Here is a 25,204-nt window from a genome sequence, read left to right as displayed (position 1 = left end):
CTTGCCGCTGAGGTTGAAAGGGTGGGGTGACAGGGCTACGGAGGCTCCAGCCCGAGTCCGGTCTCGGCGATGAAGCCGTTGAGCGCCAGGCATGGTGGGCCCGACTGATGAACCGCAGCTGCTACGACACCACGCATTGTTTACTGTCCACAACGTCGTGCGGCGGCGTCCACGACAGGACGACAGCAGGCCACAGCTCGGGAGGAGAGCTCACCTGAAGCTGTCCACGGCCCTCCAAGCTGCCCGCGCCACACCCGTTCGGCGTGACGTTCCACTGCTCGGCGGTAGGCCCTGACCTCTCCTCCCAATACCTAACTATTCGCCAGTAGAGTCAGCAAAGTGTCAGCATTCGTTCGACTAGACCTGACCACACCCTGATCCACATGAGACTCGACATCAAGATCAAGATTCCGCTGCAGAGATCGTGTCGACTCTCGCCGGACCCTCAGAAGCGGAACGATGCGAGCCGCCACATACAGCCCGCTCTCTTGATGGCATCAGCGCAGTTCAGCGTTCTACCCCTAGGCTTCAAACGAGTTGGAGGAAGTTCCGGGGCCGGAATCGGAGCGCCGTCGTAGCCCTTGACCTCGCCGTAGCGGGTGCCGTTCTTCCAGTCCTCGCGGAAGCCTGCGATATCCTCTTGGGACCGTCCGATCCAGTTCCAGAACGTAACACGAGATATCCGTCTTCGTGCAGGTCAGGAACGTGGTGGACCCTCCGGCGTCAGCAAAAGGTCAGCATTGGCGCCCGAGGAGTCCCACACCGCATGGCAACGAAGTCCCTGCCCCACGGCATGGGCACCTTCTACAAGGATTGCGAGCACCCCCAGTCCCGCTGGTCGAAGTGCCCGCACGACCACACACTCCGTTACCGCAACGCGGCCGGGAAGCAGACCGAGGAGGCGGGCTTCTCCACCCAGGAGAAGGCCATCGCCCGCCTCACCGCGGTCTACCAAGAGAAGAAGGCCGCTCCCCGGAACCGGAGCAAGGCCGGAATCCAGAACTACGGCGCGATGCAGTTCCGCGAGTACACCGCGGAATGGAAGGCCGGCCAGCACGACCTCGCCGAGTCCTCACTCCACACCCTGGAGTCCCTCCTCGAGCACCACATCCTGCCCACCCTCGGCAGCCGCCGGACGAGACCTTCGACCACAAGGTCGTCGACGGCTTCATCCGGACCATGGAACGCAACGGCTCCGTCCCGTAATCCCACGAGGCTGAGGGTCATGCCGTGTCCGGGTCGGCGCCGATGGCACCGGCCGAGCGAGGCGAACGCCCGAGGTCTCTGGTGAGGATGCGGGGATGACGCCACCACCACAGGTCGGGGCCGGGTAGCCTGTGGAACTGATCGAGCGCTTGGCGTCGGCGTCCATGGTCGCGACCTTGTACCGGTCGTCCAGAGCTTTGATCAGCGGGGTCCAGAGCTGGACGACGTCTTCGTCCAGCAGGAGCTACGCCTCGTGCAGCCAGTTTCGTTGGTGTACTCGTAGGTGTCGTCGCCGTAGCCGCGCTCGATGACGCCCACCAGGGCAGCCCACGCGTTCACCCTGTCCGAGGTGTCCAAGTCGGCGGCGGACCGCATCATCGACCACCTCGGGCTGCCGCCTCAAACGGCGACTGCCCCCGCCCGGGGCGACTCAGAGGTCATTTACGGGACAACCGTTAGCCCCGCCGACTGCTCACTGCACCTCATCCGCACAACGGGGAGCCGGACAAAGAGTCACATACTTCCTCTGGACTGTCAGTCCAGGTGGAACACCTCCGTCAGCGGTGCCATCGCCTGGTCGGCCGGCGTGCCGTCCAGGTACTGGAAGTAGCGGGACATCTCGGCCTGCCAGCGGGCGTTGACCTCGGTGGCGGACATCGCCTCGCGGGCGCGATCGAAGTCCTCGGTCTCCAGGTAGCCGACGAGCAGGCCGTCCGGGCGCAGGAACAGGGAGTAGTTGGTCCAGCCGGTGGCCCGGAGGGCATCGAGCATCTCCGGCCACACCTGGGCGTGGCGCTCGCGGTACTCGTCGCCGAGTTCGGCCTTCACCTGGAGCAGGAAGCAGATCCGGTGCTTCGTCATGAGACACCGATCCCCGCCAGCTGCATGTAGTACACGCCGAACTGGTCGGCGGTGAGCGTGGTGCCGGTGACCTTCACGTACCGGGCGGTGGTGGCCGTGAAGGCGAAGGAGAGGCCGCCGGCTCCGGGACGCGGGTACGAGCTCTTCGACACCACGGTGGTCCAGTTCGTGCCGTCGGCCGAGAGCTGGACGGTGAAGGCCGACGGGAAGCCGCGCCCGGTGTTCGGGACGTCGTCGCGGGGGTACAACGTGACCTGGCTGATCCGTGACGGGCCGCCGAGGTCCACCCGCGCCCACTGCGTGGTGTTCGGGGAGCCGGCCCCGGCGCTGCTCCAGCCCGAGGAGTTCCACAGGTCGGTGTGATGGGTCCCGTTGGTGAGGTTGGCGGTCAGCCAGCCCTCGTTGGGGTACTCGACCGAGCTGGAGGTGGTCGCCGTGCGGCCCAGTGCCAGATCTCCGCCGACAGCCTCGATCTCCGCGAACTGCATGCGGAAAGCACCGAACTGATCTCTGCTCAGGTTGGTCCCCGTCACCTTCACGTAGCGCGCGGTGACCGTCGCGAACGGGAAGGTCTGCACCGTGGCGCCGGGACTCGCGTACCCGGTCTTGGTGCTGACCGTGGTCCAGTTCGTGCCGTTGGTGGAGGTCTGGATGGTGAAGTCGACCGGGAAGCCCTGACCCGCGTTGGCCCCGTCGCTGCGCGGGTAGAGGTCCACCCGGCTCACCGGCCGGCTCGAGCCCAGGTCCAGCCGCACCCACTCGGTGTGGTTGGTGGCGATACTGCCGGAGCTGCTCCACCCCGCAGCGTTCGGCGCCGACAGCCGCTGTCCGTCGACCGCCGAGCGGATACCCCAGCCGTCGGCCTCGTACGAGCTGGAGGCGGTGACGGCAGCACTCTCGACCGGGGCGAGAGAGGTCGGCATGACCCGGGCGTTCCAGAAGTTCGCGCTGGCGCCGCCGGTGACCAGACCCACGTCGCCCGCGGTGAACGCCGCGTCGGTGACGGTCAGCACCGGCGCCTGCCCGGTCCCGGAGTACACCGTCAGTGCGTTCCCGCGCGCCACTACGCGCAGGCGGGTGCGCTGCCCCGGCACGTAGCCGGGCACGGACGCCGAGCCGATCCTTGTGCCGCTGCGGTAGACGAACACCTGGCCGTTGTCCCGCTGGGCGATCAGGTAGCCGGAGTCCAGGTCCGTGCCGTTGGCCGAACGCACCATCAGACCCGCCCAGTTGGTGCTTCCGCCGGACGAACTCACTCCGGTGATCTGCAGGTCCACGCCGACCGACACATCGGTGTAGCCCCGGCCGCGCAGGTAGGAGACGTACCCCCAGTTCGCCGACGCGTCGGACTGCGTGTACCGGGCGCCGCTGGTCGACCAGGTCCCCCGGGTGTGGGTCCAGAAGTGGTCGCCGCCGCTGAAGTCGTCCGTGAACGGCAGCGCCAGGTCACCGGTCGCCGAGGCCAGTTCGTCGAGGAGCTGCTTGTGCCGGCCCTCGACGTTCCACCCGGAGGGGTCGTACGCCGTCGGGTTGGTGATCAGCGTCTCGGCCAGGGTGCGGGCCGCCTGCGGCTTGACCGCGGCCAGCTGCTGCAGCAGTTCGAAGTCCTGCAGGCCCGCGGTCTGGGCCTCGCTGCGGAGGCTGTCGTAGATGCCGTAGGCGGCCTTGTTCGGATAGACAAGCCAGTGGTCGCCCGTCTGCGGGGTGTTGAAGGTGTCGGCGGCCGGGTACGGCTCGCTGAAGTCGTCGTGCCAGTAGTTCCAGCCCCAGTGCAGGTAGCCGTCGCCGCCGATCTTCCAGGTCAGCCAGGGGAGGAGTCTGGTCGCGCTGAGGTAGTTGCTGGTGAAGCGGTTCATGTACGAGCCCTGCGGGAGGATGCAGCTGTACAGCCACAGGTCCTTCCCGCTGATCCGGTAGTTCTGGTAGAGCGCGACGTTCGCGTCGTAGTTCGACGTGAGGGGAGTCTGCGTCGACAGGTGTGCAGCGTTGCCGGTGAAGTTGGTCAGCTGCGCCTCGTTGGTCCGCGGGTTCGGGAAGTACTTCTCGTACTGCGTGTAGAGCCAGTTGGCAGCCGTCGCCTGTTGCGTGGCGGTGGGCTCGTCCAGGGCGCTCATGTAGAAGTTGTCCGTCCAGCCCTTGGCATCCAGGTGCGCCTTCAGTGCCGGGAACAACTGGTTCAACCAGTTGTTGGTGTCCGGGCAGCCGTTGGCCGCAGCGGAGTTGGGTCGGCAGAGCACGTGCTTGACCGCGCCGCTGACGCCGTTGACCGGCACCAGGGTGTCGAGCTGCGGATCGGCGGCGGGCGGCTCCAGCAGAGTCGGGGTGTAGAGGTACTGCATGGCCCCGGCGCTGACGAAGAGGTTGACGAACCGGTCGAAGGTGGACCAGCCGAAGGTGAAGCGGCCCGCGGCGTCGACGGTGGTGTCCGGGATCAGCAGGGCCACCGCGTCGGCGTAGATCACGTTGTTCCGGTGCCGCGCCATGTTCGCCGCGATGTTGGCCTCGACCTTCCACCAGTTGGCGTCGTACATCTGCACGCCGTACGCGTTCGGGATCGACGCCTCGGTGCCCGCGTAGTCCCAGCCCGCCGAGGAGAACCAGTTGTTCATCTTGAACGTGGACTGCGAGGTCGGCGGGATCGTGGCGCTGTACACGGTCACCGACACCGGCACCGTGACAGCGCCCAGGCTGCTGTTCACCGTGGCGCTGCCGATGTAGACGCCCGGCGCCTGACCGGCCGGGACGTAGACCTGGTAGTAGGCGGCGTACGTGCTGTTCGCCGCCACCGGCTGCGGACTGTTGTCCATCAGCGCGTCGTAGTAGGCGATCCCCCCGTCGGGCGGGTTCTGGACGTTGCCGACCTTCTGGATGTTCGGGTGGTTGTACTCGTAGCGCGTGGTGATGTTCGCGGCGGGAATGACCGCGCCGCCGGGGCCGGTCAGTGCCCCGGAGGTGACGGACACCCCGGTCTGCGCCGAACCGGACCGCACCAGGATCTGCGCCCCCTCGTAGGCGTTGCGGGCCGCGTACAACTCGATCCCGGTCGGCGCCCAGCTCGGCGGGATGGTCGAGGTGAAGGGCCGGTCGGTGGCGTCCAGGATCCACACGGTCGGCCCGCCGGCTGCGTCGGCCTGAGGCGCGGCGAGGACGGACAGCGGCACTGCATACAGTGACAGTGCCAGGCACACCAGGAGACGCAGGGATCGGCGGCGACGCGTGCGCATGGAAACCCTCCGAACTCAGAGAAATGGCTTCGAATTCCGAACAGGTCTTTTTTCTGCATCTGTTCGGGCCGCTCGCAATTGTTTTGCGGCGCGACTTTCGGTCGACGCGGGGCCTCGCTGTTCGGAGTCCTGATGACGGCGCGCGGGCAGCTCACAGCGATGACAGCGAGATCGGGGATGACACGAAGGGCGGCCGCTGGTCGCGCGATCGCATCGGGAATACGCGCACCCGGCCACCTGACGGCCAGCACGTTGCCCTTCGGTAAATGGAGTATTTCCAGAATTGCGATCCACAACCATTCGAGCTTGAGCAATATTTGACTGATCGTCACAGTCCGGACGACGGGGAGGTGACACCGCGTCCATGTCGTGCAGCTCAGGTCAGGCGAGCCCCACACGGGCGGCGGCGGCGTCCCACGCGCGGATGCCTCCGGCCGGCTCGTAGCGTCGCAGGCGCTGGGTGCGGGCGACCAGGCGACGCATGGCGCCGAGGTCCTCGACCAGGCCGTGGGTGCGGGCCTGGACGAGAACGTTGCCGATGGCGGTGGCCTCCGCGGGGCCCGCGATGACGGGCAGGCCGGTGGCATCGGCGGTGAGCTGGCACAGCAGGGCGTTGCGGCTGCCGCCGCCGACGAGATGGACAGCGCGGATCGTGCGTCCGGTCAACTGAGCTGCTTTGAACAGCGTGTGTCGGTGCGCCAGGGCCAGGCTCTCCAGGATGCAGCGGACGACGGCGCCCTGGTCCTCGGGCAGGTGCTGGCCGGTGCGGGCGCAGTGCTCGGCGAGGCGGGCCGGCAGGTCACCGGGGGCGAGGAACTCGGGGGCGCCGGGGTCGACGAGCGCCGCGAACGGGCGGGCGGCAGCGGCGCGTTCGAGCAGCTCGGGCAGGTGGTGCCCCTCGCCACGGGCGCGCCAGGTGCGCCGGCTCTCGCTGAGCAGCCACAGGCCCATGACGTTGCGCAGGTAGCGGACGGTGCCGTCGATACCGAGTTCGTTGGTGAAGTTGGCGGCGCGGGAGGCGTCGGTGAGGACGGGCGCGTCGAGTTCGAGGCCGGCGAGCGACCATGTGCCGCAGGAGATGTAGGCGAAGTCCTCGGTGGCGGCGGGGACGGCGGCGACCGCGGAGGCTGTGTCGTGGGAGGCGACCGCGACCACGGGGGTGTCGGGGCGCAGGCCGGTCGCGGCGGCGACGTGCGAAAGGACGGTGCCGGCGTGGTCGCCGGGGCGGCGCAGTGCGGGCAGGAGGGCCGGGTCCAGGTTGAGCGCGGCGAGGACCGGGGCGGACCAGGCGCCGGTGCGGGCGTCGTACAGGCCCGTGGTGGAGGCGTTGGTGACCTCTGCGCCGACGGTGCCGGTGAGCCAGTGGGTGATCAGGTCGGGCAGCAGGAGCAGGGTACGGGCGCGGTCGAGGTGCTTCTCGGCGGCAAGCTGGAAGATCGTGTTGAACGGCAGGTGCTGAAGGCCGGTGATCCGGTACAGCTCACGGGCCGGGAGGCGGCACCAGACCGCCTGGACGGCGGCGGCGCCGCGCGGGTCGCGGTAGTGGAACGGGTTGCCGAGGAGCGCGCCGTCGGCGTCGAGGAGCCCGTAGTCGACGGCCCAGCTGTCGATGCCGACGGAGGCGAGGTCCCAGCGCGCGGCGGCCTCGCGGAAGCCGTCCAGGACGCCTTGGTACAGGCCGAGGGCGTTCCAGTGCAGCCCGTCCGGGAGTTGGACGGGAGTGTTGTCGAAGCGGTGGGTCTCGGTGAGGTCGAGGCGGTCACGGCCGACCCGGCCGACGAGCACCCGGCCGCTGGTGGCGCCGAGGTCCGCCGCGGCGAAGGCGGCCGGGGTGTATGGGGTGCGGGGCGTCACGGCCGCCTCAGCGCAGGAAGGCCGCGGCGACGCCGGCGTCGACGGGGATGTGGAGGCCGGTGGTGTGGGTGAGGTCGCCGCTGGTGAGGGCGAAGACGGCGGCGGCGACGTGCTCGGGCAGCACCTCGCGCTTGAGGAGGGTGCGCTGGGCGTAGAACGCGCCGAGCTGCTCCTCCTCGATGCCGTAGGTGGCGGCGCGCTGGGCGCCCCAGCCGCTGGCGAAGATGCCCGAGCCGCGGACCACGCCGTCCGGGTTGACGCCGTTGACGCGGATTCCGTGTTCGCCCAACTCGGCAGCGAGTAGCCGGACTTGGTGAGCCTGGTCGGCCTTGGCGGCCGAGTACGCGATGTTGTTGGGGCCGGCGAAGACCGCGTTCTTCGAGGCGATGTAGACGAGGTCGCCGCCCAGGCCCTGCCGGATCATGGTGCGAGCGGCCTCCCGGGAGACGAGGAAGGAGCCGCGGGCCATGATGGCGTGCTGCCGGTCCCAGTCATCGGCGGTGGTCTCCAGCAGCGGCTTGGAGATGGAGATGCCCGCGTTGTTGACCACCAGGTCGACACCGCCGAAGGCGAGGACCGCGGTGCGGAACGCCTCGGCGATCTGCTCCTCGGAGGTGACGTCGACGGTGACGGCCACGGCCCGGTCCGGGCCGCCGAGTTCGTCGGCGACGGCCCGGGCGGTGGCGGTGTTGACGTCGGCGACGACGACGCAGGCGCCCTCGGCGGCCAGGCGGTGCGCGATGGCCCTGCCGATGCCGGAGCCGGCGCCGGTGACCAGGGCGACGCGGGTGTCCAGCGGTTTGGGCGCGGGCATCCGCCGCAGCTTCGCCTCTTCCAGTGCCCAGTACTCGATGGCGAACTTCTCGCGCTCCTCGATCGGGGCGTAGCCGGAGACCGCCTCCGCGCCGCGCATCACGTTGATCGCATTGAGGTAGAACTCGCCGGCCACGCGGGCGGTCTGCTTGTCCCTGCCGAAGGAGAACATGCCGACGCCCGGGACCAGGACGATCGCCGGGTCGGCGCCGCGCATGGGGGGCGAGTCCGCGGTGGCGTACCGCTCGTAGTAGGCCCGGTAGCCGGCCCGATAGTCGGTGTGCAGCTCCCGCAGGCGGGCGATCGTCTCGTCCAGGGGCGCGGTGGCGGGCAGGTCGAGGACCAGGGGGGCGACCTTGGTGCGCAAGAAGTGGTCGGGGCAGGAGGTGCCGAGGGCGGCCAGGCGGGGATGCTCGGCGCGGGCGAGGAAGTCCAACACGGGCGCGGCGTCGGTGAAGTGGCCGACCTGCGGGAAGTCGGTGGAGGCCAGACCGCGGAGGACGGGGGCGAGCGAGGCGGCGCGCCGGCGCCGTTCGGCCGCTGGCAGGGCTTGGTAGCCGTCAAGCTGCGGGCCGAACGGCTCGGCCTTGCCGTGGCGGGCCAGGAAGGCCTCGGCGGTGCGGATGATGTGCAGGGCGTTGGCCTCGCACTCCTCGCTGGTGGCGCCCCAGGCGGTGATGCCGTGACCGCCGAGGACGCAGCCGACGGCCTGCGGGTGGGTCCGCTTGATCTCGGCGATGTCCAGGCCGAGCTGGAAGCCGGGGCGGCGCCAGGGCAGCCACGGCACGGCGTCGCCGAAGCAGGCGGCGGTGAGCCTCTCGCCGTCGGCGGCGGTGGCGAGCGCGATGCCAGAGTCGGGGTGCAGGTGGTCGACGTGCGCGGCGTCGACCAGACCGTGCATGGCGGTGTCGATGGACGGAGCCGCGCCGCCCTTGCCGTGCAGGCAGTACCCGAACGCGGCGACCATCTCGTCCTCCTGTTCCACGCCCGGGTAGGTGTCGGCGAGGGCGCGCAGGCGGTCCAGCCGCAGCACGGCCAGGCCCGCCTCGGCGAGGGTGCCGAGGTCGCCGCCGGAGCCCTTCACCCACATCAGGTCGACGGGCTGCCCGGTGACGGGGTCGGTGGCTGCGCCCTTGGCAGAGGTGTTGCCGCCGGCGTAGTTGGTGTTGCGCGGATCCGATCCGAGCCGGTGGGAGCGGGCGAGGAGGGCGGCGACGACGGGGTGCTGGGCCATGGCGGGAGCAGCTTCCTTGTCTGGCGGCGGTGTCGCTCTCGTGGGGTGCGCGAGGAGGGTGCGGGCCGGGCCCGTGGGTACGAGTGGTGTGGGCCGGCTCGCGTGGCGATCGGGTCAAGCCCCCCATCCGGCCTGGGCGCCGCCGACCCGCTCGGCGACGATCTTCTCGGCCCAGCCGCCGGCCCGGTAGGCCGCGACCGGGTTCGGGTCCCGCCCGGCCTCGGCGCGGACCTCGGCCAGTAGCGGACGGACGTCGGTGGCGTAGGCGTCCATCAGCACCTCGTTGGCGCCGAGTACATCGCCCGCGTTCTGAGCGGCCGTCAAGGCCGATCGGTCGACCAACAGGGCCTTGGCCGTGGCCTCCTGGACGTTCATCACCGAGCGGATGATCGCAGGGATCTTCGCCTCGATGTTGTGACACTGGTCGAGCATGAACGCGACGCCGGCCTCGGGGGCGAAGCCGCCGTTCCCGGCGACCTCGTGCAGGATCCGGAACAGCTGGAACGGATCGGCGGCGCCGACCATCAGGTCGTCGTCCGCGTAGAAGCGGGAGTTGAAGTCGAAGCCGCCGAGCTTCCCCTCGCGCAGCAGGAACGCGACGATGAATTCGATGTTGGTGCCGGGGGCGTGGTGGCCGGTGTCGACGACGACCGCGGCCCTGGGCCCGAGCCGCAGGCAGTGCGCGTACGCGGTGCCCCAGTCCGGGACGTCCGTGGTGTAGAAAGCGGGCTCGAACAGCTTGTACTCCAGCAGGATCCGCTGGTCGTCGCCGAGCCGCCCGTACACCTCTGACAGGGCGTCGGAGAGGCGTTGCTGGCGGGCCGAAATGTCGTCCTGGCCAGGGTAGTTGGTGCCGTCGGAGAACCACAGCTTGAGGTCGCGCGAGCCGGTGGCGTCCATGATGTCGACGCATTCCAGCAGGTGGTCGAGAGCCTTGCGGCGCACCCGCGGGTCCGGATGGGTGACGGAGCCGAGCTTGTAGTCCTCGTCCTGGAAGACGTTCGCGTTGATCGCGCCGATCTCCAGCCCGAGCTCGCGGGCGTGGGCGGACAGCGCTCCGTAGTCCTCGACCCGGTCCCAGGGAATGTGCAGCGAGACCTTCTGGGTGACGCCGGTGGCGGCGTGCACCTGGGCCGCGTCGGCGAGCTTCTCGAACGGGTCGCGCGGCACGCCGGGTTGGGCGAAGACCTTGAAGCGGGTTCCCGAGTTCCCGTAGCCCCACGAGGGCGTCTCGATGCGCTGGGCCCGAAGGGCGTCCTTCACGGCGGATCGGTCGGCCACCGGAGCACCTCCCACGATCTGAATCGTTTCAGCCAGACGGTAGGTGGGACCGCGGGAAGCGTCAAGGCATCGGTGAGGAGCTGTTGGTGTGATGTCGTAACCTGATCTCCGGGTCGGCCGTCGGAGCCGGTGAAACCTTTCAATGGTGGGACATGGGCGGCGCGGCGAGGATCAAGGACGTGGCCCGGGTGGCCGGTGTGTCGGTCGGCACGGTCTCCAACGTGATCAACCGGCCGGAGACGGTCGGCGAGGGGACCAGGGCCAGGGTCCGGGCCGCGATCGAACAGCTCGGCTACGTACGCGACGAGTCGGCGCGCCAGCTGCGCTCCGGCAGCAGCCGGATCATCGGTCTGCTGGTCCTCGACCTGGGCAACCCGTTCTTCGTCTCCGTGGCGCGCGGGGCCGAACAGGCGGCGCGCGCGGCGGGCCTGGGCGTGATGGTCTGCAACAGCGCTCAGCGGCTCGCCGACGAGGCGGATTACCTCGCCCTCTTCGCGGAGCAGCGGGTGCGCGGGGTGCTGTTGACCCCGGCCGACGCGGAGGGGTCGGGAGCGGCGGCGCTCCGTCGCGGCGGCGTGCCCTTCGTGCTGGTGGACCGGCTCGCCCCGGGGCTGGAAGCCTGCTCGGTGTCGGTGGACGACGTCGGGGGCGGCGCCCTGGCGGCCGGGCACCTGCTGGAGAGCGGTCACCGACGGATCGCGTTCGTGGGCGGCCGCCACCGGCTGCAGCAGGTCGCCGACCGCCGCCGCGGCGCGCTGCAGGCGCTGGCCGGTCGCGACGCCGTCCTGCTGGACCTGGAGGTGGACGGGCTGGACGTGGCGGCGGGCCGCGACGCCGGCGCCCGCCTGCTGGGGATGCTGCCGAGACCGACCGCGGTGTTCTGCGCGAACGATCTGCTGGCCCTCGGGATGCTGCAGGCCGCGTTCGCCGCGAGCCTGCGGGTACCCGAGGACCTCGCGATCGTCGGCTACGACGACATCGAGTTCGCCGCGGCGGCCGCGGTGCCGCTGACCTCGGTGCGCCAGCCCGCGGAGGCGATGGGGCGGACGGCGGCCGAGATGCTCGCCGAGGAGACCGGACCGGGCGGTGCGGCCCACCGGCACCGGCAAGTCGTTTTCGAGCCGGAGCTGGTGGTGCGGCGTTCGACGCTGGTCGTGCCGCTGCCCGGCTGAGCGTGGCTTCTACGCCGCGCATTGCCGACTGCCCACAACGTCCCGCCCGGCCTGCGCGACAGAGCGCAAGCCGGCCACAGCCTCGGGCGAGAGACCACCCAGAACCGGCCGTGGCAGCCGGAGAGTCCCAGACCTCGCGCCTCGCCGTAGCGTCGCCCTTCTGGACGACACCCGCCGAGCTCCCGATACAGGAATCTGACTACTCGTCAGCAGAGTCACCGGACCACGAGAACCGGAACGAAAAGAAAGCCCCGATTGGAGTCCCGCACCGCATGGCAACGAAGTCCCTCCCCCACGGCATGGGCACCTTCTACAAGGACTGCGAGCACGCCCAGTCCCGCTGGTCGAAGTGCCCGCACGAATACACGCTCCGTTACCGCCGCGCGGCCGGGAAAACGGCAGGGCCTGGTTCCGGGCCGACCGCAGTCCGTCCTCGGTCGCTGCGTACCGCGCCTCCGGGCTCCGGCGCCGGAGCGTGGAAGTCCTGAGCGACCAGCCCGTCGGGCCCGCCGATCACCACTGCGTCAGGCATGGCGAGCCGCTGCGTGATCCTGTTCCACGGTCCTGGCCAGGCGGGCGAGCATCCCTCGGTGGCGGAGCTGGAGCAGTACTTCGATCGCGGGGTTGTGCAGGGTTCCGCCCACGCCGCGCAGGGGGTGCTCGTCGCAGACGACGAGGGTCTCCTCGCCCCACGGCCGGAGCTGGAGGAAGATCCTCGCAGTGCCCAGCGACTTGAACGACGCTTCCAGTTCCAGTTCCCGGCCGGCTTCCCTGTGGCGTACGGTCGTCACCCCTTCTGTCGACCAAGGGCCCAGCCGCACGGTGTAGCGGAGCCGGGATCCGACCTCCGGCCAGGCCTGATCGAGCGGTGTGGACTCGGACGGACCCACCACCCACTCCCCGTACGAGACCGGATCGGCGAGCACCGCCCACACCGCCTGCGGGGGCCGATGAATCAGCTGGTTGCGGACGGCCATGAGAGAAGTCCTTCTGCCGGAACGGACACTGTTCCTGGACCGCCGACGGCCGGCCGGCGACCCGGGGCACTGGGCGAAGCCCTTCGTGTGCCGGTAGCGACGCTCGTGCCCTCTTCCTTCGGCCTCGCGTCGGCTCAGCGGGAAACTCGGCCCGCGACCACGGACGGCTGTGACCGTCTCCGGGGACTGCCGTGGCGCACCGCAAGGACGGCGCACGCCCAGACTGCGCTACCCGCGGCCGCGCTTGCCGGGCGGGTCCTGGGGGTCCACGCCCGTCGAGGCGGAAGCGTCCTTCGTTCCGCTGGGACGCTGCGACCGGCCCCGGGGGCCCAGGTCGTGCATGCCCTTCTCCCCAGAGCCCTTGCTCTGGTCCTCCCCGCGTGCTCCCCTGCTCTTCACCGGTTTGCCGTGGGGGTTTCCGGCCTCTTCCTTGGAAACCGTCCGGCCGGGCCCCTTGTCCGGAGCGTACTCGTCCGGGTGGAAGGAACGGCGGGCACTCGGGTTCTCCTGCTGACGGGTCTCGTCCACGTCCGGCGACCAGCCGTGCTGCTTGGTGCCCTCGTGGCGACTCGGACCCTTGCCGTGGACGGGCTGGGACGGCTTCGGCTGCTTCGTCATTGGCCTGGCCTGCTGTCTGTCTCGGGATGGGCGCACGGGTACAAGCGCGCCTCTACCTCTGTCTTGCCATCGTCCCACCGTTCGCGGAAGTGGTCGCGCCGGGCTCCGGAGGGCTCAGCGCGCTCCTGGGACCGGGGCACGGCCTTCGGATCCGGCAGGGCGACAGCAGCTGAGCCGGCTCGCCCACCCGCTGTGCCGCCCGAGGGAGAAGGGCGAGTCGGCGGCGCAGGCCTGAAGTGTCAGCAGCCAGAGGCGCATATGGTCGGCCGGCGCGAGGACTTGACCGCGCCCCGTTCGCCCCGACGTGGATGCGGCAGCCGCACACCATCCCGTCGTGCGAGCGACCGGGGAGGGCCACCGGGCGGGCGTCCGCTCGTGAGCGCAGTCGGCTTTCACCACACGCGGCCTCGGACGGGTGGGAGCCGCAGCCGGCTCTTGCGCAACACCTCGGGCCCACCCCGCCGCTCGGCCGCCGGTCGCGGCCGGGAGCCGCCCCTTCGACGCCCGCGCCCTTGTCACCGTAGACCGGCGAAGCGGCCCTCCGCTGGCCTACCATGCCTTTGAGGGCTTCGGGACAGCGCGGCCGGAGGACAGATGCCGAAACAAGGCCAGGAATCCGGAGCGGACCCGGGCAGCGCACAGCGGCGGGCCGTGAGGCTGGCCGGGCTTTCGGCAGCCTCCGATACCGGGATGGACCGGTTCGCCCGCCTGGTTTCACGACTGCTCCGCGTGCCGGTGGCCTTCGTTTCGCTGGTCGAGGAGGAGCGGCAGATCCTGCCCGGACTGTTCGGTCTGCCGGAGCCCTGGGCGGGGAGCCGCGCGCTGCCGCTGTCGCACTCGCTCTGCCGTTACGTGGTGGCCTTCGGGCAGCCCCTGGTCGTGCCCGATGCCCGCGCCGACGACCGGCTCCGTACCAACCCGGCCGTAGGAGATCTCGGGCTCATCGCGTATGCGGGGGTGCCGCTGACCGACGCCGACGGGCTGGTCCTGGGCTCCCTTTGTGCCATCGACCACGAGCCGCGGACGTGGGGTGACGGCGAGCTGGCCGACCTGAAGGATCTGGCCGCGGCCTGCTCCGCCGAGCTGTGCCTGCGCATCCTGTCGGCGCAGAGCCGGTCCGCACAGAAGGTGCTGGAGACCGCACGGGCCGCCGCCGAGCGGGCCCGCAGTGACGCGGAGCGCCTGGAGCAGGAGGCACAGGCCGGCATGGACCATGCCGAGCTGCTGCTGAGGGCATCGGAGGAACTGGCCCAGACGTCCGGGCTGGAGGACGTCCGGCGCCGGCTCCGGGACCTTTTCGTCGGTGCCGGGAAGCCCTCGTACGTCGGCCTGTTGGTCGCTGACAAGGACGAGTTGCACCGGGTTGCCGACCCGGACGTCGAGCACTCGGTGGAACGGGAGGTCCTCACACTGCCCGTGAGCGCCGCGTTCCCGAGCACGCGGGCCATGCGGGAACGGCGGGCGGTCTTCGTGCCCGACCGTGATGCGCTCGTCGCCGGGTACAGCCCCGAGGCGGTCGGCTTCTTCGACCGCATGGGCTTCACCACAGTTCTGTGCCTGCCGCTCTGGGGCAGCCGCGCCCTGCTGGGCGTAATCGCCGTCTGCTGGGCCAAGCGGCACGAGGTGGGGGTCACGGAGCGGGCCACGCTCACCGCCGCGTCCGGCTACATCGCGCAGGCGGTGGAGCGCGCCCTGCACCTCGACGAACGCATCTCCGTGGCCCGGCAGCTCCAGGAAGCCATGCTCACCGACCTCCCCGTTGCCGACGGCATCGAGATCAGCGCCCTGTACGAGCCGGCCGCGGTCGGCGACATGATCGGCGGGGACTGGTACGACGCCTACCACCTGCCGCCCGCCTCACCCGGCGGCGAGCCCGGAGCCCTCATGGTGACGGTGGGTGACATCACCGGCCACGACATGCACGCAGCCACGATCATGGGCCAGATCCGCAGCATGCTGCGGCAGGCCACCCTCGACCACCCGCCGTACAGCCCGGCCACGGCGCTGACCGCCCTCGATACCGCTTGTTCGATCCTGCCCTTCGAGGCCGGCGGCACGCTGGTCCACGCACGCCTCGACCTCGCCGACGGCGGTCCCGGCTGGACGCTGACCTGGTCCAACGCCGGCCACCCGCCGCCGCTGCTCCGTACCCCCGACGGCCGGGTGACCCTCCTGGAGGAACACGACATCCTCCTCCACAAGGACCTCGGGCCGTCCCGCCGCACCGAGGCCCGGCGTGCCCTTCCCCCTGGCTCGACGCTGTTGTTCTACACCGACGGGCTCATTGAACGCCGCGGCCACGACATCGATGCCTCCCTCGCACAACTCGTCGCCCTGCTCGCCCGCCACGGTGACCGTCCGCTGCCCGAACTGCTCCACCGAATCAGCAAAAGGCTGGCGGACCCGGCTCCCGGGGACGACGTCGTCGTACTGGCGCTGCGCGTTCCCTGACGGCGTGACCGGCCGCTTCCTGGATCCAGCGAACGTCCGATGACCAGCGGAATGAGGATGGCCCAAAGGATCGGAATTCCCGTCACGAAGCGGATGACGAGGAGAATGACGCCGATGACAGGACCAATGTCCTCCGTTTCGGCGTGACGGTTCACAACCGGGGTAGACGCGAGCCGTGTCCGGCGGCTTGTTCGGGCGCGCATCCAAGGAGCAATTCCATGATTCTCATCCTCGGGCTCATCATTCTGATCGCCGCCATCGTCGTCGGCCTGGCCGGAGTATTCGGCAATACCGGCGCGGGACATGATCTCGGCGTCGGCAGCGATTTCTCGATTTTCGGCTACCACGTCACCGGTTCGACCGGATCCCTCTTCCTGAGCGGAATCATCGTCGGAGCCGTCGCCCTCTTGGGTCTGACTCTGGTCATGATGGGCGCCCGTCGTTCGGCCCGTCGCTCGGCGCAGGCCCGACGGGAACGCGGCACATCACGCCGTGAGGCCGCCGTCGTCGACCGCGAGCGCGACGATCTGATCAAGCAGCGCGACGACGCCCTCGCCGGGGCCGGTGCTCCGACGGCCGACGTGCCCCGCGCCGAGACCGGTGCGCCGGTGACCGACGCCCCCCGCGGCCGAGGCCACTGGTTCGGCCACCGGGCCGCGCACCGCTGACGGCAGCCATTGTCATTCCGCAGAACCTTGCCGATGCACCATCAGCCGCAGGGAGCGGCGCGCCTTGCCCGAAGAGGCCGACGCGCCGCTCCCCCTGGTCGAGAGCCCGCCCTCACGGCCCCGGCAGGGGCGTACGCAGAGCGCTGCGCCCCTGGTCCCAGGCCTCGCAGATGTGGACGGCGAGGCGGTCCTCCAGCAGGACGGTCGCCGCGCACCCGAACGCGATGTCCGCCTCCAGGTCCGGCTCGTCGGCCAGCAGGCCTCCGATCACCTCGTGGCGCACCACCTGTTCGTGGACGGCGTCGGCCTCCACGTGCTCCGCGTAGAAGTGCTCTGCGGCGGGTCCCGCTCCGCAGCGCCGCATGGCCTTGGCCAGTCGTCTGGAGCCGGGCGACGACGTGACCTCGACGCACGCGAAGTGACCGACGAGTGCGCCGCGCAGGGCGCGGTGGAGCCCGAAGAGGGACATCAGGTTCACGGTCGCGAGCAGCGGCGCCGGCGCGCGGTCCACGTAACGGCCGTAGGCGGGATCCAGCTCCAGGTCGACCATGAGGTCCGCGAAGAGCCGTGCGTGGATGCGGTCGGCGCGGCCGGCGCCGAACTCGTCGTACTCGATGGCGACCATGGCGGCCTTGGCCCGTCCGGTCAGCCGCGGGATGACCCAGGCATGCGGGTCCGCCTCCTTGAGGTGGTAGAGGGAGCGCAGGGCCGCGTACTCGCGCAACTGCCAGAGCTCGCCCTCGGTTTCCAGGTGGTGGCTGAGACTGCCGGAGAGGTCCACGGGCTCGACGAGGAGCGGGGCGAAGGCTTCCTCGATCGTCTGGGGCGCGTCGGGCAGCTCGGTGCGCAGGGCGTGCAGCACGCGGGTCTCCATCGACCGGCGCAGCCGCAGCATCTCCGGGTCCCATTCGCGCTCGTCGTCCACGCCGTCGAAGCCGCGGTAGTGCAGCTCGTACAGCAGGTAGAGGGCGAGCTGGAGGTCCTCACCCCACGGGTCCGCCTTCAGCACGGACCTCGTGGCGTACACCGGCGGGCCGCCGGACCGCAGGGCCTGCGTCACGGCGCAGGACAGCTCGCCCCGCCCTTCGACCAGACGGGGGCCGGCAGCGGTCGTCGTGGCGCTCGGGCCGGGAGGGGTCATCGCGGGTTCCTCTCCACGGGGGGCGAGCCGCCCCGCTCACGGCAGCGGTGACTGGTGTCGCACCAGGGGTACGTACGGCTGCGGCGGCAGGTGCACACCGCGACCACGAAGCGGTCGGACCGGGCGACCGTCCCGTCGTCCAGGACGATCTCGACCGGGCCCTCGACCAGCACCGGGCCCTGCGGGTCCACCGACACCCGGCGGGCCGGCGTCCGTACGGAGGCCCGGACGGGGGCCGGGGAACCGTCAGAGGGACTGGGCACGGATGATCACCAGCTCTTCCCACTCGTCGGTTTCTGCCGCCAGACCCCGCTGCTCCAGCCAAGCCCGTCGCGAACGCAGTACGGGGCCCCACGGCACCGAGGCACTCGCCGTGACCTCCGCGGCCAGCCCCACCCCGGTCAGGCGGTCGAGGGTCTCCCCGGCCCCGCACAGCGCCGAGTGCACCATGAGCAGGACACCTCCGGGACGCAGCAGGGCCGGGGCACCGCCGCAGATCCGGTCGATGACCCCGCGCCCGTCCGGACCGGCGTCCCAGGCCCGCTCAGGCCCGCGCGACGGCAGCCTGACCCCCGGGGCCGGGACGTACGGCGGATTGGCGACCACCAGGTCGAAGCGGCACCCCGCGGTGCGCGCCGCGAAGTCGCCGTGCAGAACGCGCAGCGGCAGCCGGCGGCGCAAGGAGTTCAGCCGCGCCGTGACCACGGCGGGCCAGGAGACGTCGACCGCCGTGACCCGGGCTCCCCTGCCCGCGGCGTGCAGGGCCAGCGCACCGGTGCCCGTACCGATCTCCAGCGCGTCGATCCGCGGCCCGAGATCCTCCAGGGCCAGCGCCTCCGCGAGGAGAAAGGTGTCCGCCTGCGGCCGGTAGACGCCCGGCAGGGCCATCAGGGCGACCGGGAGCGGGGGCAAGGACAGAGCCGTGGCGGGCACCGCGTACCTCCCGGATTCGGATGCGGCCCGCGGAGCGGACCGCGGAAATTGACCGACATGCTGCGGCTTCCCCGATCCGAGCGGCCCATCCGAATTCTCGTCGATCTTCAGAGGATCAGACGAACATCGGCCTTTCCCGGTATTCCCACGGGCGGCCAATCGGTGCTTCGCGTCCCGGAACGCACCGGGCCGGCTCACACGCGGGGCGCCTGGTCGTCGGCGTTTCCGTCCGGCGTCTGCCACGAATCCTCACGCCCTCGCGCCACGGGATTCTGCTCGGCCGGCCGGACAGGGGCCCGGCGCCGCGCGCTGCGTCGGCTGCCGTACCAGAACGCGCCGAGCAAAAGGACGACCACCACCACGCCGGCGAACATGAGGAAAAGTGCTCCTTGGCCTTCGGCCGCGAGAATTTCGGTAGGAATCATGGTTCGCGCCTACCCACAATCGGCGGGCTTACGGGACATCTCCCTCCCGGACTCTCTCCCGAAAGCCCTCCCGGAACGGAAGCAGCACCTCCCCCAGTCACCGAGGCACCGCACGGCCCTGCCCGGTGGTCTGGACGTGCAGGTCGGCGTCGGTGCGGGGTCAGCCCGGCCAGGTGCCCGTCACACGACGTGTGGCCACGGCACCCGAGCGGTCGACAGCGGCCTTGACCACGGCGAAGATCGCGCCCTGGAGGGCGGCGGCGATCAGGATCTGCTTCCACGAGCGGTCTTCGTCCGTTGCGCTGGGAGCATCGCCTTCTCCCTCGATGACCTTCCAGACCTGCTTGAACGCCGCCCCCGCGATCATGCCGCTGACAGCACCCAGGGCCAGACCCACCGGCTTGTACGCGACCTCGGAGGCTTTCATCGGCTTCGGCGGCTGCGCCGCACCAGCAGGAGGACGACCAGAACGGCGCCGCCGGCCACGAGCAGCGGCTTGCGGTTGGCGCGTGCCATGCTCGCGGCCCGGCCCGCCTTGTCCAGAACCGGCTCGGGCGTCGTGTCCTTCACCAGCTGGGCCGCATGCCGGGTCTTCGTACGGATCCGGTCGGCGACGGCGCCGGCCGTTTCGGCGGCCTGTTGCTTCATGACGGCCGTCTTCTCTCGCGCCTGCGCCTTGACGTCGGCCTTGTCCGCCAGCGCCTCGATGCTCTGACCGAGTTCGTCGCGGGTGCGCTCGACCTGCTCGCGCAGCCCGTCGGGGGTGGGTGTGCCGATATCGGTTCGGGGTTCGTTCGTCATCGGAACGCTTTCTCCTTGATCTCGGCCAGATCGGCCTTGCCGCTGTCGATGGTCTGCTCCGGGACGGGTGCGCCTGCCTCGGCGATCCCTCTCACGATGCGCACGCCGTTTGTCAGGGCGCGCCTACCCGGTAAACGAACGAGCAGCCATGCCACGAGCAGATGCTTCTGCGCGGGCGGCGCGGTCCTGTGCGATCACCTCTCCATGCGGCGGCGGTCCTGATCGCTCCAGGCGCGGGTTCCACGGGGCCGGACATAGGGTTCGGCGTCCTCGGGCAGCCCTCCGGCTATCGCACGCTGACGGGCCAGTTCCGCGTCGAACTCCAGCCCGAGGAGGAAGGCGAGGTTGGTGATCCACAGCCAGACCAGGAAGACGATCACGCCGGTGACCGTGCCGTACGTCTTGTTGTAGGAGGCGAAGTTCGCGACGTAGAAGGCGAAGACGGCCGAGGCGGCCATCCAGATCACCAGGGCCAGGCAGCTCCCCGGCGTCACCCACCTGAATCCACGGCCCTTGGCGTTCGGCGCCGCCCAGTACAGGAGCGCGATCGTGATGGTGACGAGGAGGACCAGGACCGGCCATTTCGCGATCGACCACACCATCAGGGCGCTGTCGCCGATCCTCAGGGCGGCGCCCGCGCGCCGCGCCAGGCCGCCGGTGAAGACGACGATCAAGACGCCCCCACAGGCGAGGACCATCAGCGTGACGGTCAGCGCCAGGCGCAGCGGCAGCACCTTCCACACCGGGCGGCCCTCCGGCACGTCGTAGACGGCGTTCGCGGACCGGATGAACGCGGCCACGTAGCCCGAGGCGGACCACAGGGCCACGACGAGGCCGACGATCGCCATCAGCGATCCGACGCCGCTACGGCCCTGCAGTTGCTCGACCGCCTCCCTGATCACGTCCTGGGCGGATCGGGGCGTCAGCTCCTGCAGGTCGTCCAGCAGTCGCGCGGTCGTCGACTCCCCCGCCAGGCCCAGCAGGGAGACGAGCACCAGGAGGGCGGGGAAGAGCGCCAGCACCCCGTAGTAGGTCAAGGCCGCGGCCCGATCGGCCAGCTCGTCGTTCCGGAACTCCTCGGCCGTGCCGCGCAGTACCGCCCGCCAGGAGCGTGCGGGCAGGTCGGAAGGCTGGTCCGGGGCCCGCTCCTCGACCCGCTCGCTCGGACCCGCGAGAGAATCCCGCCTGGTGTCGGCACGATCACGGTCACGGCCCTGAGCTGGGCTCGGTAGGGGTGTCATACCCCCCGGCTTTCCCCCGCAGCGCAACTCATGCCCGTACGGCCTTCGGAAACAAGGCCCCTTCGCGGGGCGCGGCCCCGGACTCCGACCTGACCGGCAAGAAGCCCCCTGGAGCCAGGCGTTGCGGCGGAAGGAGCGATGGAGGAGGTGAGCGGTTCGTCGAGCGTCCGCACTTCGGTGTCGGTGCGGTGCAGGTGATCGGCCACGTCGCGGAAGTAGGGCAGGACCGTCGCCGGACGCCCTTCGTCTGCCGGACCGTTCAGCAGACCGGGCAGGACGGGCAGGACGGGCACGAGCGGCTGCACGGCGTCCCGGAACTCACGGACCTCTCGCTTCAAGGAGTAGATCTCCTCGGTGTGATCGACGCGAGAGGGCGAGAAGAGGCGGTCCTCCAGCCGGTCGAGCGCGGCGCGCACCGTCTCGGCGGCCTCGCTGTAGGCGTCGACGACGACGTCGAGCACGGCGCGCAGAGCCGACAGCGGGCCGAAGAGCAGCATGGACGGGTCGGCTTCCAGCCGGCGGGCTGCTTCGGCTGCCGGGTGCACCGGGCCGTGGCGGACGGTGAGTACGTAACGGGGCCGACGAAGAGCATCAACTCGCCCGTCTCCACCGACGTTTCCTCGTCGACGTACCAGAGGGTCTTCAGCGCGACGGCCAGTACGTCGCCGAAGCGCTCCCGCTTCGGCCGCTGGCCGGCCTGGACCGCGTCCTCGACCGCCAGGCGGTGCAGGCCCAGTTGCTCGGCCAGCTGCACGAGCTCGCCCTCGGCCGGGTCGACCAGTCGTACCCAGCCGAACTCGCCGTCGCCCAGCCCGCGCAACCGCTTCAGCACCAGTCGGCAGGCCTCGTCGTCCGCGCCGCACTCGACGGTCTCCGACCGGCCCGACCGCTCCTCGTACACCACGCATTCCATACGCCGCACATGCGCCAGAACCCTGATTTCATGCGCGCCCACGGACCGCTCGCGGTCATGCCTCCGGCCTCCGGCGGATGCCGCAGGAGGGATGAGGGAGGCGCTGACCTCTCTCCGCCCCGCTGCGCGGCGGACTCATCGGCGGCTGACGGGAGCGTGAGGCGCTACGCGTACCGCCTTGCCCCGCCGGTCGTCGCAGGCCCCTTCGTGCGCTCACGCGGCCAGGTGTCGGACCAGGACGCAGGGACGCGCTTCCGCGACTTCCACACCGCGCGACGGAGCCAATGGGGACGAATCGTATCGCTTGCGACATCAAAGAGGGATGTGCGGGTAGCCGGACACCATGGACCCCAACAAGCACACGCCGCTCCGCGCTGTCGCGCTCGTCTGCACCCTGTCCCCCTCCCCCGCGCCGTCCAGCTCCCAGCTGCTGGCCGAACAGACGATGGCCGCCCTCGCCGAGCACGGTGTCACCGGGAAGACCGTCCGGATCGCCGACCACGACCTGAAGCCCGGTGTGAAGACGGACATGGGCGACGGGGACGCCTGGCCGGAGATCCGGGACACCATCCTGGGCTGCGACATCCTGATCCTCTCCACGCCCATCTGGCTCGGCCACCCGTCCAGCATCGCCCAGCGGGTCCTGGAGCGGCTGAACGCGGAGATCTCCGAGAGCGACGACGAAGGCCGCCCGCTCACCTACGGCAAGGCTGCCGCGGTCTGCGTCGTCGGCAATGAGGACGGCGCGCACAAGGTCGGAGCCGATCTCTTCCAAGGGCTGAACGACGTCGGGTTCTCCCTCGCTCCGAACGCCGTCACCTACTGGGTCGGCGAAGCCATGCAGAAGACCGACTACCAGGACCTCGACAAGACCCCCCAGAAGACGGCGGCCACGACCAAGACCCTCGCCGCCAACACCGCCCACCTCGCCCGCCGCCTCAAGGCCGCCCCCTACCCGGCGACCTGACCCGCGGCTCCGCCCCTGCACACCGCGCACCGCGCAGCCCGGACCGGAGATGTCACGGCTCTCGCCCGTCCACCGCGTCGACGGCCCCAAGGAGAAGGATCATGAGCAAGCAGCAGTCATCGACCGGCACCGCCAGGAGCGAGCTGCCGGGCAGGCCCGGCCCCGAGTCTCCGCAGCTGATCGAGCCGACGGAGCCCACGGAACCCCTTCCGCCGAAGCCCGACCAGGACGGCCCCGAGACGGTGGGGCCGACCGGACGGGAGACAGGGGTGGACCAGGCGCGCGTGGCGCAGAGCGGCGCGTACATGACGACGGCCCAAGGGACGCGGCTGCCCGACACCGATCACTCCTTGAAGGCCGGACCCCGCGGCCCGGTGCTGCTGCAGGACCACCATCTGCGCGAGAAGATCACGCACTTCGACCACGAGCGGATCCCGGAGCGGGTCGTCCACGCGCGTGGTGCTGCCGCTCACGGCGTGTTCCAGGGGTACGGAACGGCCGGGGAGGTGTCAAAGGCCGCGTTCCTCGCCAAGGACGTGGAGACGCCGGTGTTCGTGCGGTTCTCCACGGTCCTCGGCTCGCGCGGTTCGGCCGACACCGTGCGCGACACACGTGGCTTCGCGACGAAGTTCTACACCGACGAGGGCACCTTCGACCTGGTCGGAAACAACATCCCCGTGTTCTTCATCCAGGACGCCGTCAAGTTCCCCGACGTCATCCACGCCGCCAAGCCGCATCCGGACCGCGAGATCCCGCAGGCGCAGAGCGCGCACGACACGTTCTGGGACTTCGTGTCCCTGCACACCGAAGCCACCCACCACACCATCTGGAACATGTCCGACCGCGGGATCCCGAGGTCGCTGCGGATGATGGAGGGCTTCGGCGTCCACACCTTCCGTCTGGTCAACTCGGCCGACGAGAGCGTGCTGGTGAAGTTCCACTGGAAGCCGAAGCTCGGCGTGCACTCCCTGGTCTGGGAGGAAGCGCAGATGATCAGCGGGATGGACCCCGACTTCCACCGCCGAGACCTCTTCGACGCCATCGAATCCGGCGCCTTCCCCCAGTGGGAACTGGGCATCCAGGTCTTCCCCGACACCGAGGACCAGACGTTCGAGGGCATCGACCTCCTCGACCCCACCAAGATCGTCCCGGAGGAGCGCTCGCCCGTGCAGCCCATCGGGCTGATGACCTTGAACGCCAACACCAAGAACTACTTCGCCGAGACCGAGCAGGTCGCCTTCCACCCCGGACACCTGGTTCCGGGCATCGACGTCACCGACGACCCGCTGCTCGCCGGCCGGCTCTTCTCCTACCTCGACACACAGATCAGCCGACTCGGCGGCCCCAACTTCGGCCAGATCCCCATCAACAGGCCGCACGCCCCCGTCAACGACATGCTCCGCGACGGCATGCACCAGAGCGCCGTCCACACGGGCGTCGCCCCCTACCGTCCCAACAGCCTCGACGGCGGCTGCCCCTTCCTCGCCGGAGCCGATACGGCCGCCTTCATCGAAACGCCAGTGCAGGTGCCGGCGGCGAGCAAGGTCCGTGAGGCGCCCGCCTCGTTCTCGGACCACTTCACCCAGCCGCGCCTCTTCTGGCTGAGCATGTCTCCGCCCGAGCGTGAACACATCGTCGCCGCCTACACCTTCGAACTGAGCAAGTGCTACGAGCAGGCCGTCAAGGAACGCACCCTGAAGGTGCTGGCGAACATCGATCCGCAGCTGTGCGAGCAGGTCGCCGCAGGCCTCGGACTGCCAGTCCCCGCTGCGACCGTGCCACTCGTCGCGGCCGACCCCAGTCCCGCCCTCTCCCAGATGGGCGGGACCTGGCCGACCGACGGCCGCGTGATCGGCATCGTCGCCGACGCCGCGGCCGACCTGGACGGCGTACGGACCGCCCGCCAGGCCGTCCTGGACGCCGGAATGGTGCCCCTCGTCATCGCCCCGACCGGCGGCACCCTCGACGGCGACGGCGACCCGATCACCGTTCAGCGCACCTTCGGCACCGCCCGCTCCGTCGAATTCGACGCCCTCCTGCTGGCCGGAGTGCCCCAGGCCGGCGCGGACGCGTACGGCGCCCGCGATGCCAAGGCCGGCACTGCCCAGCCCCCCGAAGCCCCCGACCCGCGCGTACTGCTGCTCCTCACCGAGGCGTACCGGCACGGCAAGGCCATCGGCGGCTGGAACGGCGCGGAGCGGCTCCTCGAAGCCGCCGGCATCACGGCGGACGAACCGGGCATCGCCGTCGCCGACAGCGGCAGCGCGGTCGTGGACGCCCTCGCGACGGCGTTGGGCGAGCACCGGGCCTGGGACCGGTTCCCCGCCGCGCTCTGATCCGTGCCGGGGCCGGGTTTCCCTCGACAGGCTGGGGAAGCGTCAGCGTTCGGCGTAGGGAAGGTCGCCTGTACGAGGCATCCCGCTC

The 25,204-nt window shown here is 70.4% G+C and carries 21 protein-coding genes and 2 pseudogenes; 6 read left to right on the top strand and 17 right to left on the bottom strand.

Annotated features, from left to right (window positions below):
• Positions 1 to 514: 514 nt before the first annotated feature.
• A pseudogene (locus ACIPYQ_RS24850) lies at positions 515 to 673 on the bottom strand (pirin family protein); the annotation flags it as partial.
• 93 nt (positions 674 to 766) lie between these two features.
• On the opposite strand from ACIPYQ_RS24850, the gene ACIPYQ_RS24845 reads away from it, so the two are divergent.
• Entirely contained in the window at positions 767 to 1,291 is a 525-nt protein-coding gene (locus ACIPYQ_RS24845; RefSeq protein ID WP_401254986.1) for a hypothetical protein, read from the top strand.
• 449 nt (positions 1,292 to 1,740) lie between these two features.
• Here the strand turns inward: ACIPYQ_RS24845 and ACIPYQ_RS24840 are convergent, their stop codons facing one another.
• The 5 genes from ACIPYQ_RS24840 to rhaI all read right to left on the bottom strand — a co-directional run bounded on the left by ACIPYQ_RS24840 (position 1,741) and on the right by rhaI (position 10,473).
• Complete coding sequence (locus tag ACIPYQ_RS24840; protein ID WP_385335233.1) at positions 1,741 to 2,067, bottom strand: L-rhamnose mutarotase; 327 nt, start codon at positions 2,065 to 2,067, stop codon at positions 1,741 to 1,743.
• Positions 2,064 to 5,228: a discoidin domain-containing protein gene (locus ACIPYQ_RS24835; protein ID WP_401254982.1), complete on the bottom strand. Its 3,165-nt coding sequence runs from the start codon at positions 5,226 to 5,228 to the stop codon at positions 2,064 to 2,066. The genes ACIPYQ_RS24840 and ACIPYQ_RS24835 overlap by 4 nt, the downstream gene beginning before the upstream one ends.
• Before the next feature lie 444 nt (positions 5,229 to 5,672).
• A complete protein-coding gene (locus tag ACIPYQ_RS24830) occupies positions 5,673 to 7,145 on the bottom strand; it encodes a rhamnulokinase family protein (RefSeq protein WP_401254979.1) in 1,473 nt (490 codons plus the stop codon).
• A gap of 7 nt (positions 7,146 to 7,152) precedes the next feature.
• On the bottom strand, positions 7,153 to 9,192 hold the full coding sequence (locus ACIPYQ_RS24825) for a bifunctional aldolase/short-chain dehydrogenase (protein WP_401254976.1): 2,040 nt from the start codon (positions 9,190 to 9,192) through the stop codon (positions 7,153 to 7,155).
• Between the two features lie 114 nt (positions 9,193 to 9,306).
• The gene (rhaI, locus tag ACIPYQ_RS24820) at positions 9,307 to 10,473 is read right to left on the bottom strand and encodes an L-rhamnose isomerase (RefSeq protein WP_351589677.1); all 1,167 of its coding nucleotides are present in this window, start codon (positions 10,471 to 10,473) and stop codon (positions 9,307 to 9,309) included.
• Positions 10,474 to 10,625: 152 nt separating this feature from the next.
• Here rhaI and ACIPYQ_RS24815 point away from each other — a divergent pair, with 152 nt between their 5' ends.
• Complete coding sequence (locus tag ACIPYQ_RS24815; protein ID WP_401254973.1) at positions 10,626 to 11,645, top strand: LacI family DNA-binding transcriptional regulator; 1,020 nt, start codon at positions 10,626 to 10,628, stop codon at positions 11,643 to 11,645.
• A gap of 524 nt (positions 11,646 to 12,169) precedes the next feature.
• Here ACIPYQ_RS24815 and ACIPYQ_RS24810 read toward each other — a convergent pair.
• Both ACIPYQ_RS24810 and ACIPYQ_RS24805 read right to left on the bottom strand, forming a co-directional pair.
• Positions 12,170 to 12,622, bottom strand: coding sequence for an SRPBCC family protein (locus ACIPYQ_RS24810; RefSeq protein ID WP_401254970.1), 453 nt, complete (start codon positions 12,620 to 12,622; stop codon positions 12,170 to 12,172).
• A 228-nt stretch (positions 12,623 to 12,850) separates the two neighbouring features.
• Positions 12,851 to 13,240 carry a hypothetical protein gene (locus tag ACIPYQ_RS24805; RefSeq protein ID WP_401254967.1) on the bottom strand — a complete coding sequence of 130 codons (390 nt, stop codon included), beginning with the start codon at positions 13,238 to 13,240 and terminating at the stop codon, positions 12,851 to 12,853.
• Between the two features lie 690 nt (positions 13,241 to 13,930).
• Here ACIPYQ_RS24805 and ACIPYQ_RS24800 point away from each other — a divergent pair.
• Positions 13,931 to 15,691, top strand: coding sequence for a SpoIIE family protein phosphatase (locus tag ACIPYQ_RS24800; protein ID WP_401254964.1), 1,761 nt, complete (start codon positions 13,931 to 13,933; stop codon positions 15,689 to 15,691).
• 218 nt (positions 15,692 to 15,909) lie between these two features.
• Entirely contained in the window at positions 15,910 to 16,359 is a 450-nt protein-coding gene (locus tag ACIPYQ_RS24795; protein ID WP_401254961.1) for a hypothetical protein, read from the top strand.
• A 112-nt stretch (positions 16,360 to 16,471) separates the two neighbouring features.
• On the opposite strand, the gene ACIPYQ_RS24790 is transcribed toward ACIPYQ_RS24795, so the two are convergent.
• The 9 genes and pseudogenes from ACIPYQ_RS24790 to ACIPYQ_RS24750 all read right to left on the bottom strand — a co-directional run bounded on the left by ACIPYQ_RS24790 (position 16,472) and on the right by ACIPYQ_RS24750 (position 21,813).
• Entirely contained in the window at positions 16,472 to 17,500 is a 1,029-nt protein-coding gene (locus ACIPYQ_RS24790) for an iron-containing redox enzyme family protein (RefSeq protein ID WP_401254958.1), read from the bottom strand.
• Complete coding sequence (locus tag ACIPYQ_RS24785; RefSeq protein WP_401254955.1) at positions 17,497 to 17,763, bottom strand: CDGSH iron-sulfur domain-containing protein; 267 nt, start codon at positions 17,761 to 17,763, stop codon at positions 17,497 to 17,499. Before ACIPYQ_RS24785 ends, ACIPYQ_RS24790 begins: the two co-directional genes overlap by 4 nt.
• The gene (locus tag ACIPYQ_RS24780; protein WP_401255046.1) at positions 17,747 to 18,388 is read right to left on the bottom strand and encodes a HemK2/MTQ2 family protein methyltransferase; all 642 of its coding nucleotides are present in this window, start codon (positions 18,386 to 18,388) and stop codon (positions 17,747 to 17,749) included. The genes ACIPYQ_RS24785 and ACIPYQ_RS24780 overlap by 17 nt, the downstream gene beginning before the upstream one ends.
• Before the next feature lie 239 nt (positions 18,389 to 18,627).
• Positions 18,628 to 18,858, bottom strand: coding sequence for a DUF6479 family protein (locus ACIPYQ_RS24775; protein WP_361768744.1), 231 nt, complete (start codon positions 18,856 to 18,858; stop codon positions 18,628 to 18,630).
• Positions 18,859 to 19,018: 160 nt separating this feature from the next.
• The gene (locus ACIPYQ_RS24770; RefSeq protein WP_401254952.1) at positions 19,019 to 19,285 is read right to left on the bottom strand and encodes a DUF4235 domain-containing protein; all 267 of its coding nucleotides are present in this window, start codon (positions 19,283 to 19,285) and stop codon (positions 19,019 to 19,021) included.
• A complete protein-coding gene (locus tag ACIPYQ_RS24765; RefSeq protein WP_401254949.1) occupies positions 19,282 to 19,659 on the bottom strand; it encodes a DUF3618 domain-containing protein in 378 nt (125 codons plus the stop codon). The genes ACIPYQ_RS24770 and ACIPYQ_RS24765 overlap by 4 nt, the downstream gene beginning before the upstream one ends.
• A complete protein-coding gene (locus ACIPYQ_RS24760; RefSeq protein ID WP_401254946.1) occupies positions 19,656 to 19,814 on the bottom strand; it encodes a hypothetical protein in 159 nt (52 codons plus the stop codon). The genes ACIPYQ_RS24765 and ACIPYQ_RS24760 overlap by 4 nt, the downstream gene beginning before the upstream one ends.
• A 39-nt stretch (positions 19,815 to 19,853) precedes the next feature.
• Positions 19,854 to 20,900, bottom strand: a complete 1,047-nt coding sequence (locus tag ACIPYQ_RS24755; RefSeq protein ID WP_401254943.1) for a YihY/virulence factor BrkB family protein — start codon at positions 20,898 to 20,900, stop codon at positions 19,854 to 19,856.
• Positions 20,897 to 21,813, bottom strand: a pseudogene (locus ACIPYQ_RS24750) (CorA family divalent cation transporter). Before ACIPYQ_RS24750 ends, ACIPYQ_RS24755 begins: the two are co-directional and overlap by 4 nt.
• A 343-nt stretch (positions 21,814 to 22,156) precedes the next feature.
• Between ACIPYQ_RS24750 and ACIPYQ_RS24745 the strand changes: the two are divergent.
• Positions 22,157 to 22,780, top strand: coding sequence for a flavodoxin family protein (locus ACIPYQ_RS24745; protein ID WP_401254940.1), 624 nt, complete (start codon positions 22,157 to 22,159; stop codon positions 22,778 to 22,780).
• A 101-nt stretch (positions 22,781 to 22,881) separates the two neighbouring features.
• The gene (locus tag ACIPYQ_RS24740; protein ID WP_401254937.1) at positions 22,882 to 25,116 is read left to right on the top strand and encodes a catalase; all 2,235 of its coding nucleotides are present in this window, start codon (positions 22,882 to 22,884) and stop codon (positions 25,114 to 25,116) included.
• Positions 25,117 to 25,204 lie beyond the last annotated feature (88 nt).

It is taken from the genome of Streptomyces sp. NPDC090045, from assembly GCF_044747975.1.
Taxonomy (GTDB): Bacteria; Actinomycetota; Actinomycetes; order Streptomycetales; family Streptomycetaceae; genus Streptomyces.
The sequence above is the reverse complement of the archived record's forward strand: the minus strand, read 5'-3'. Positions and strand labels throughout refer to the sequence as shown.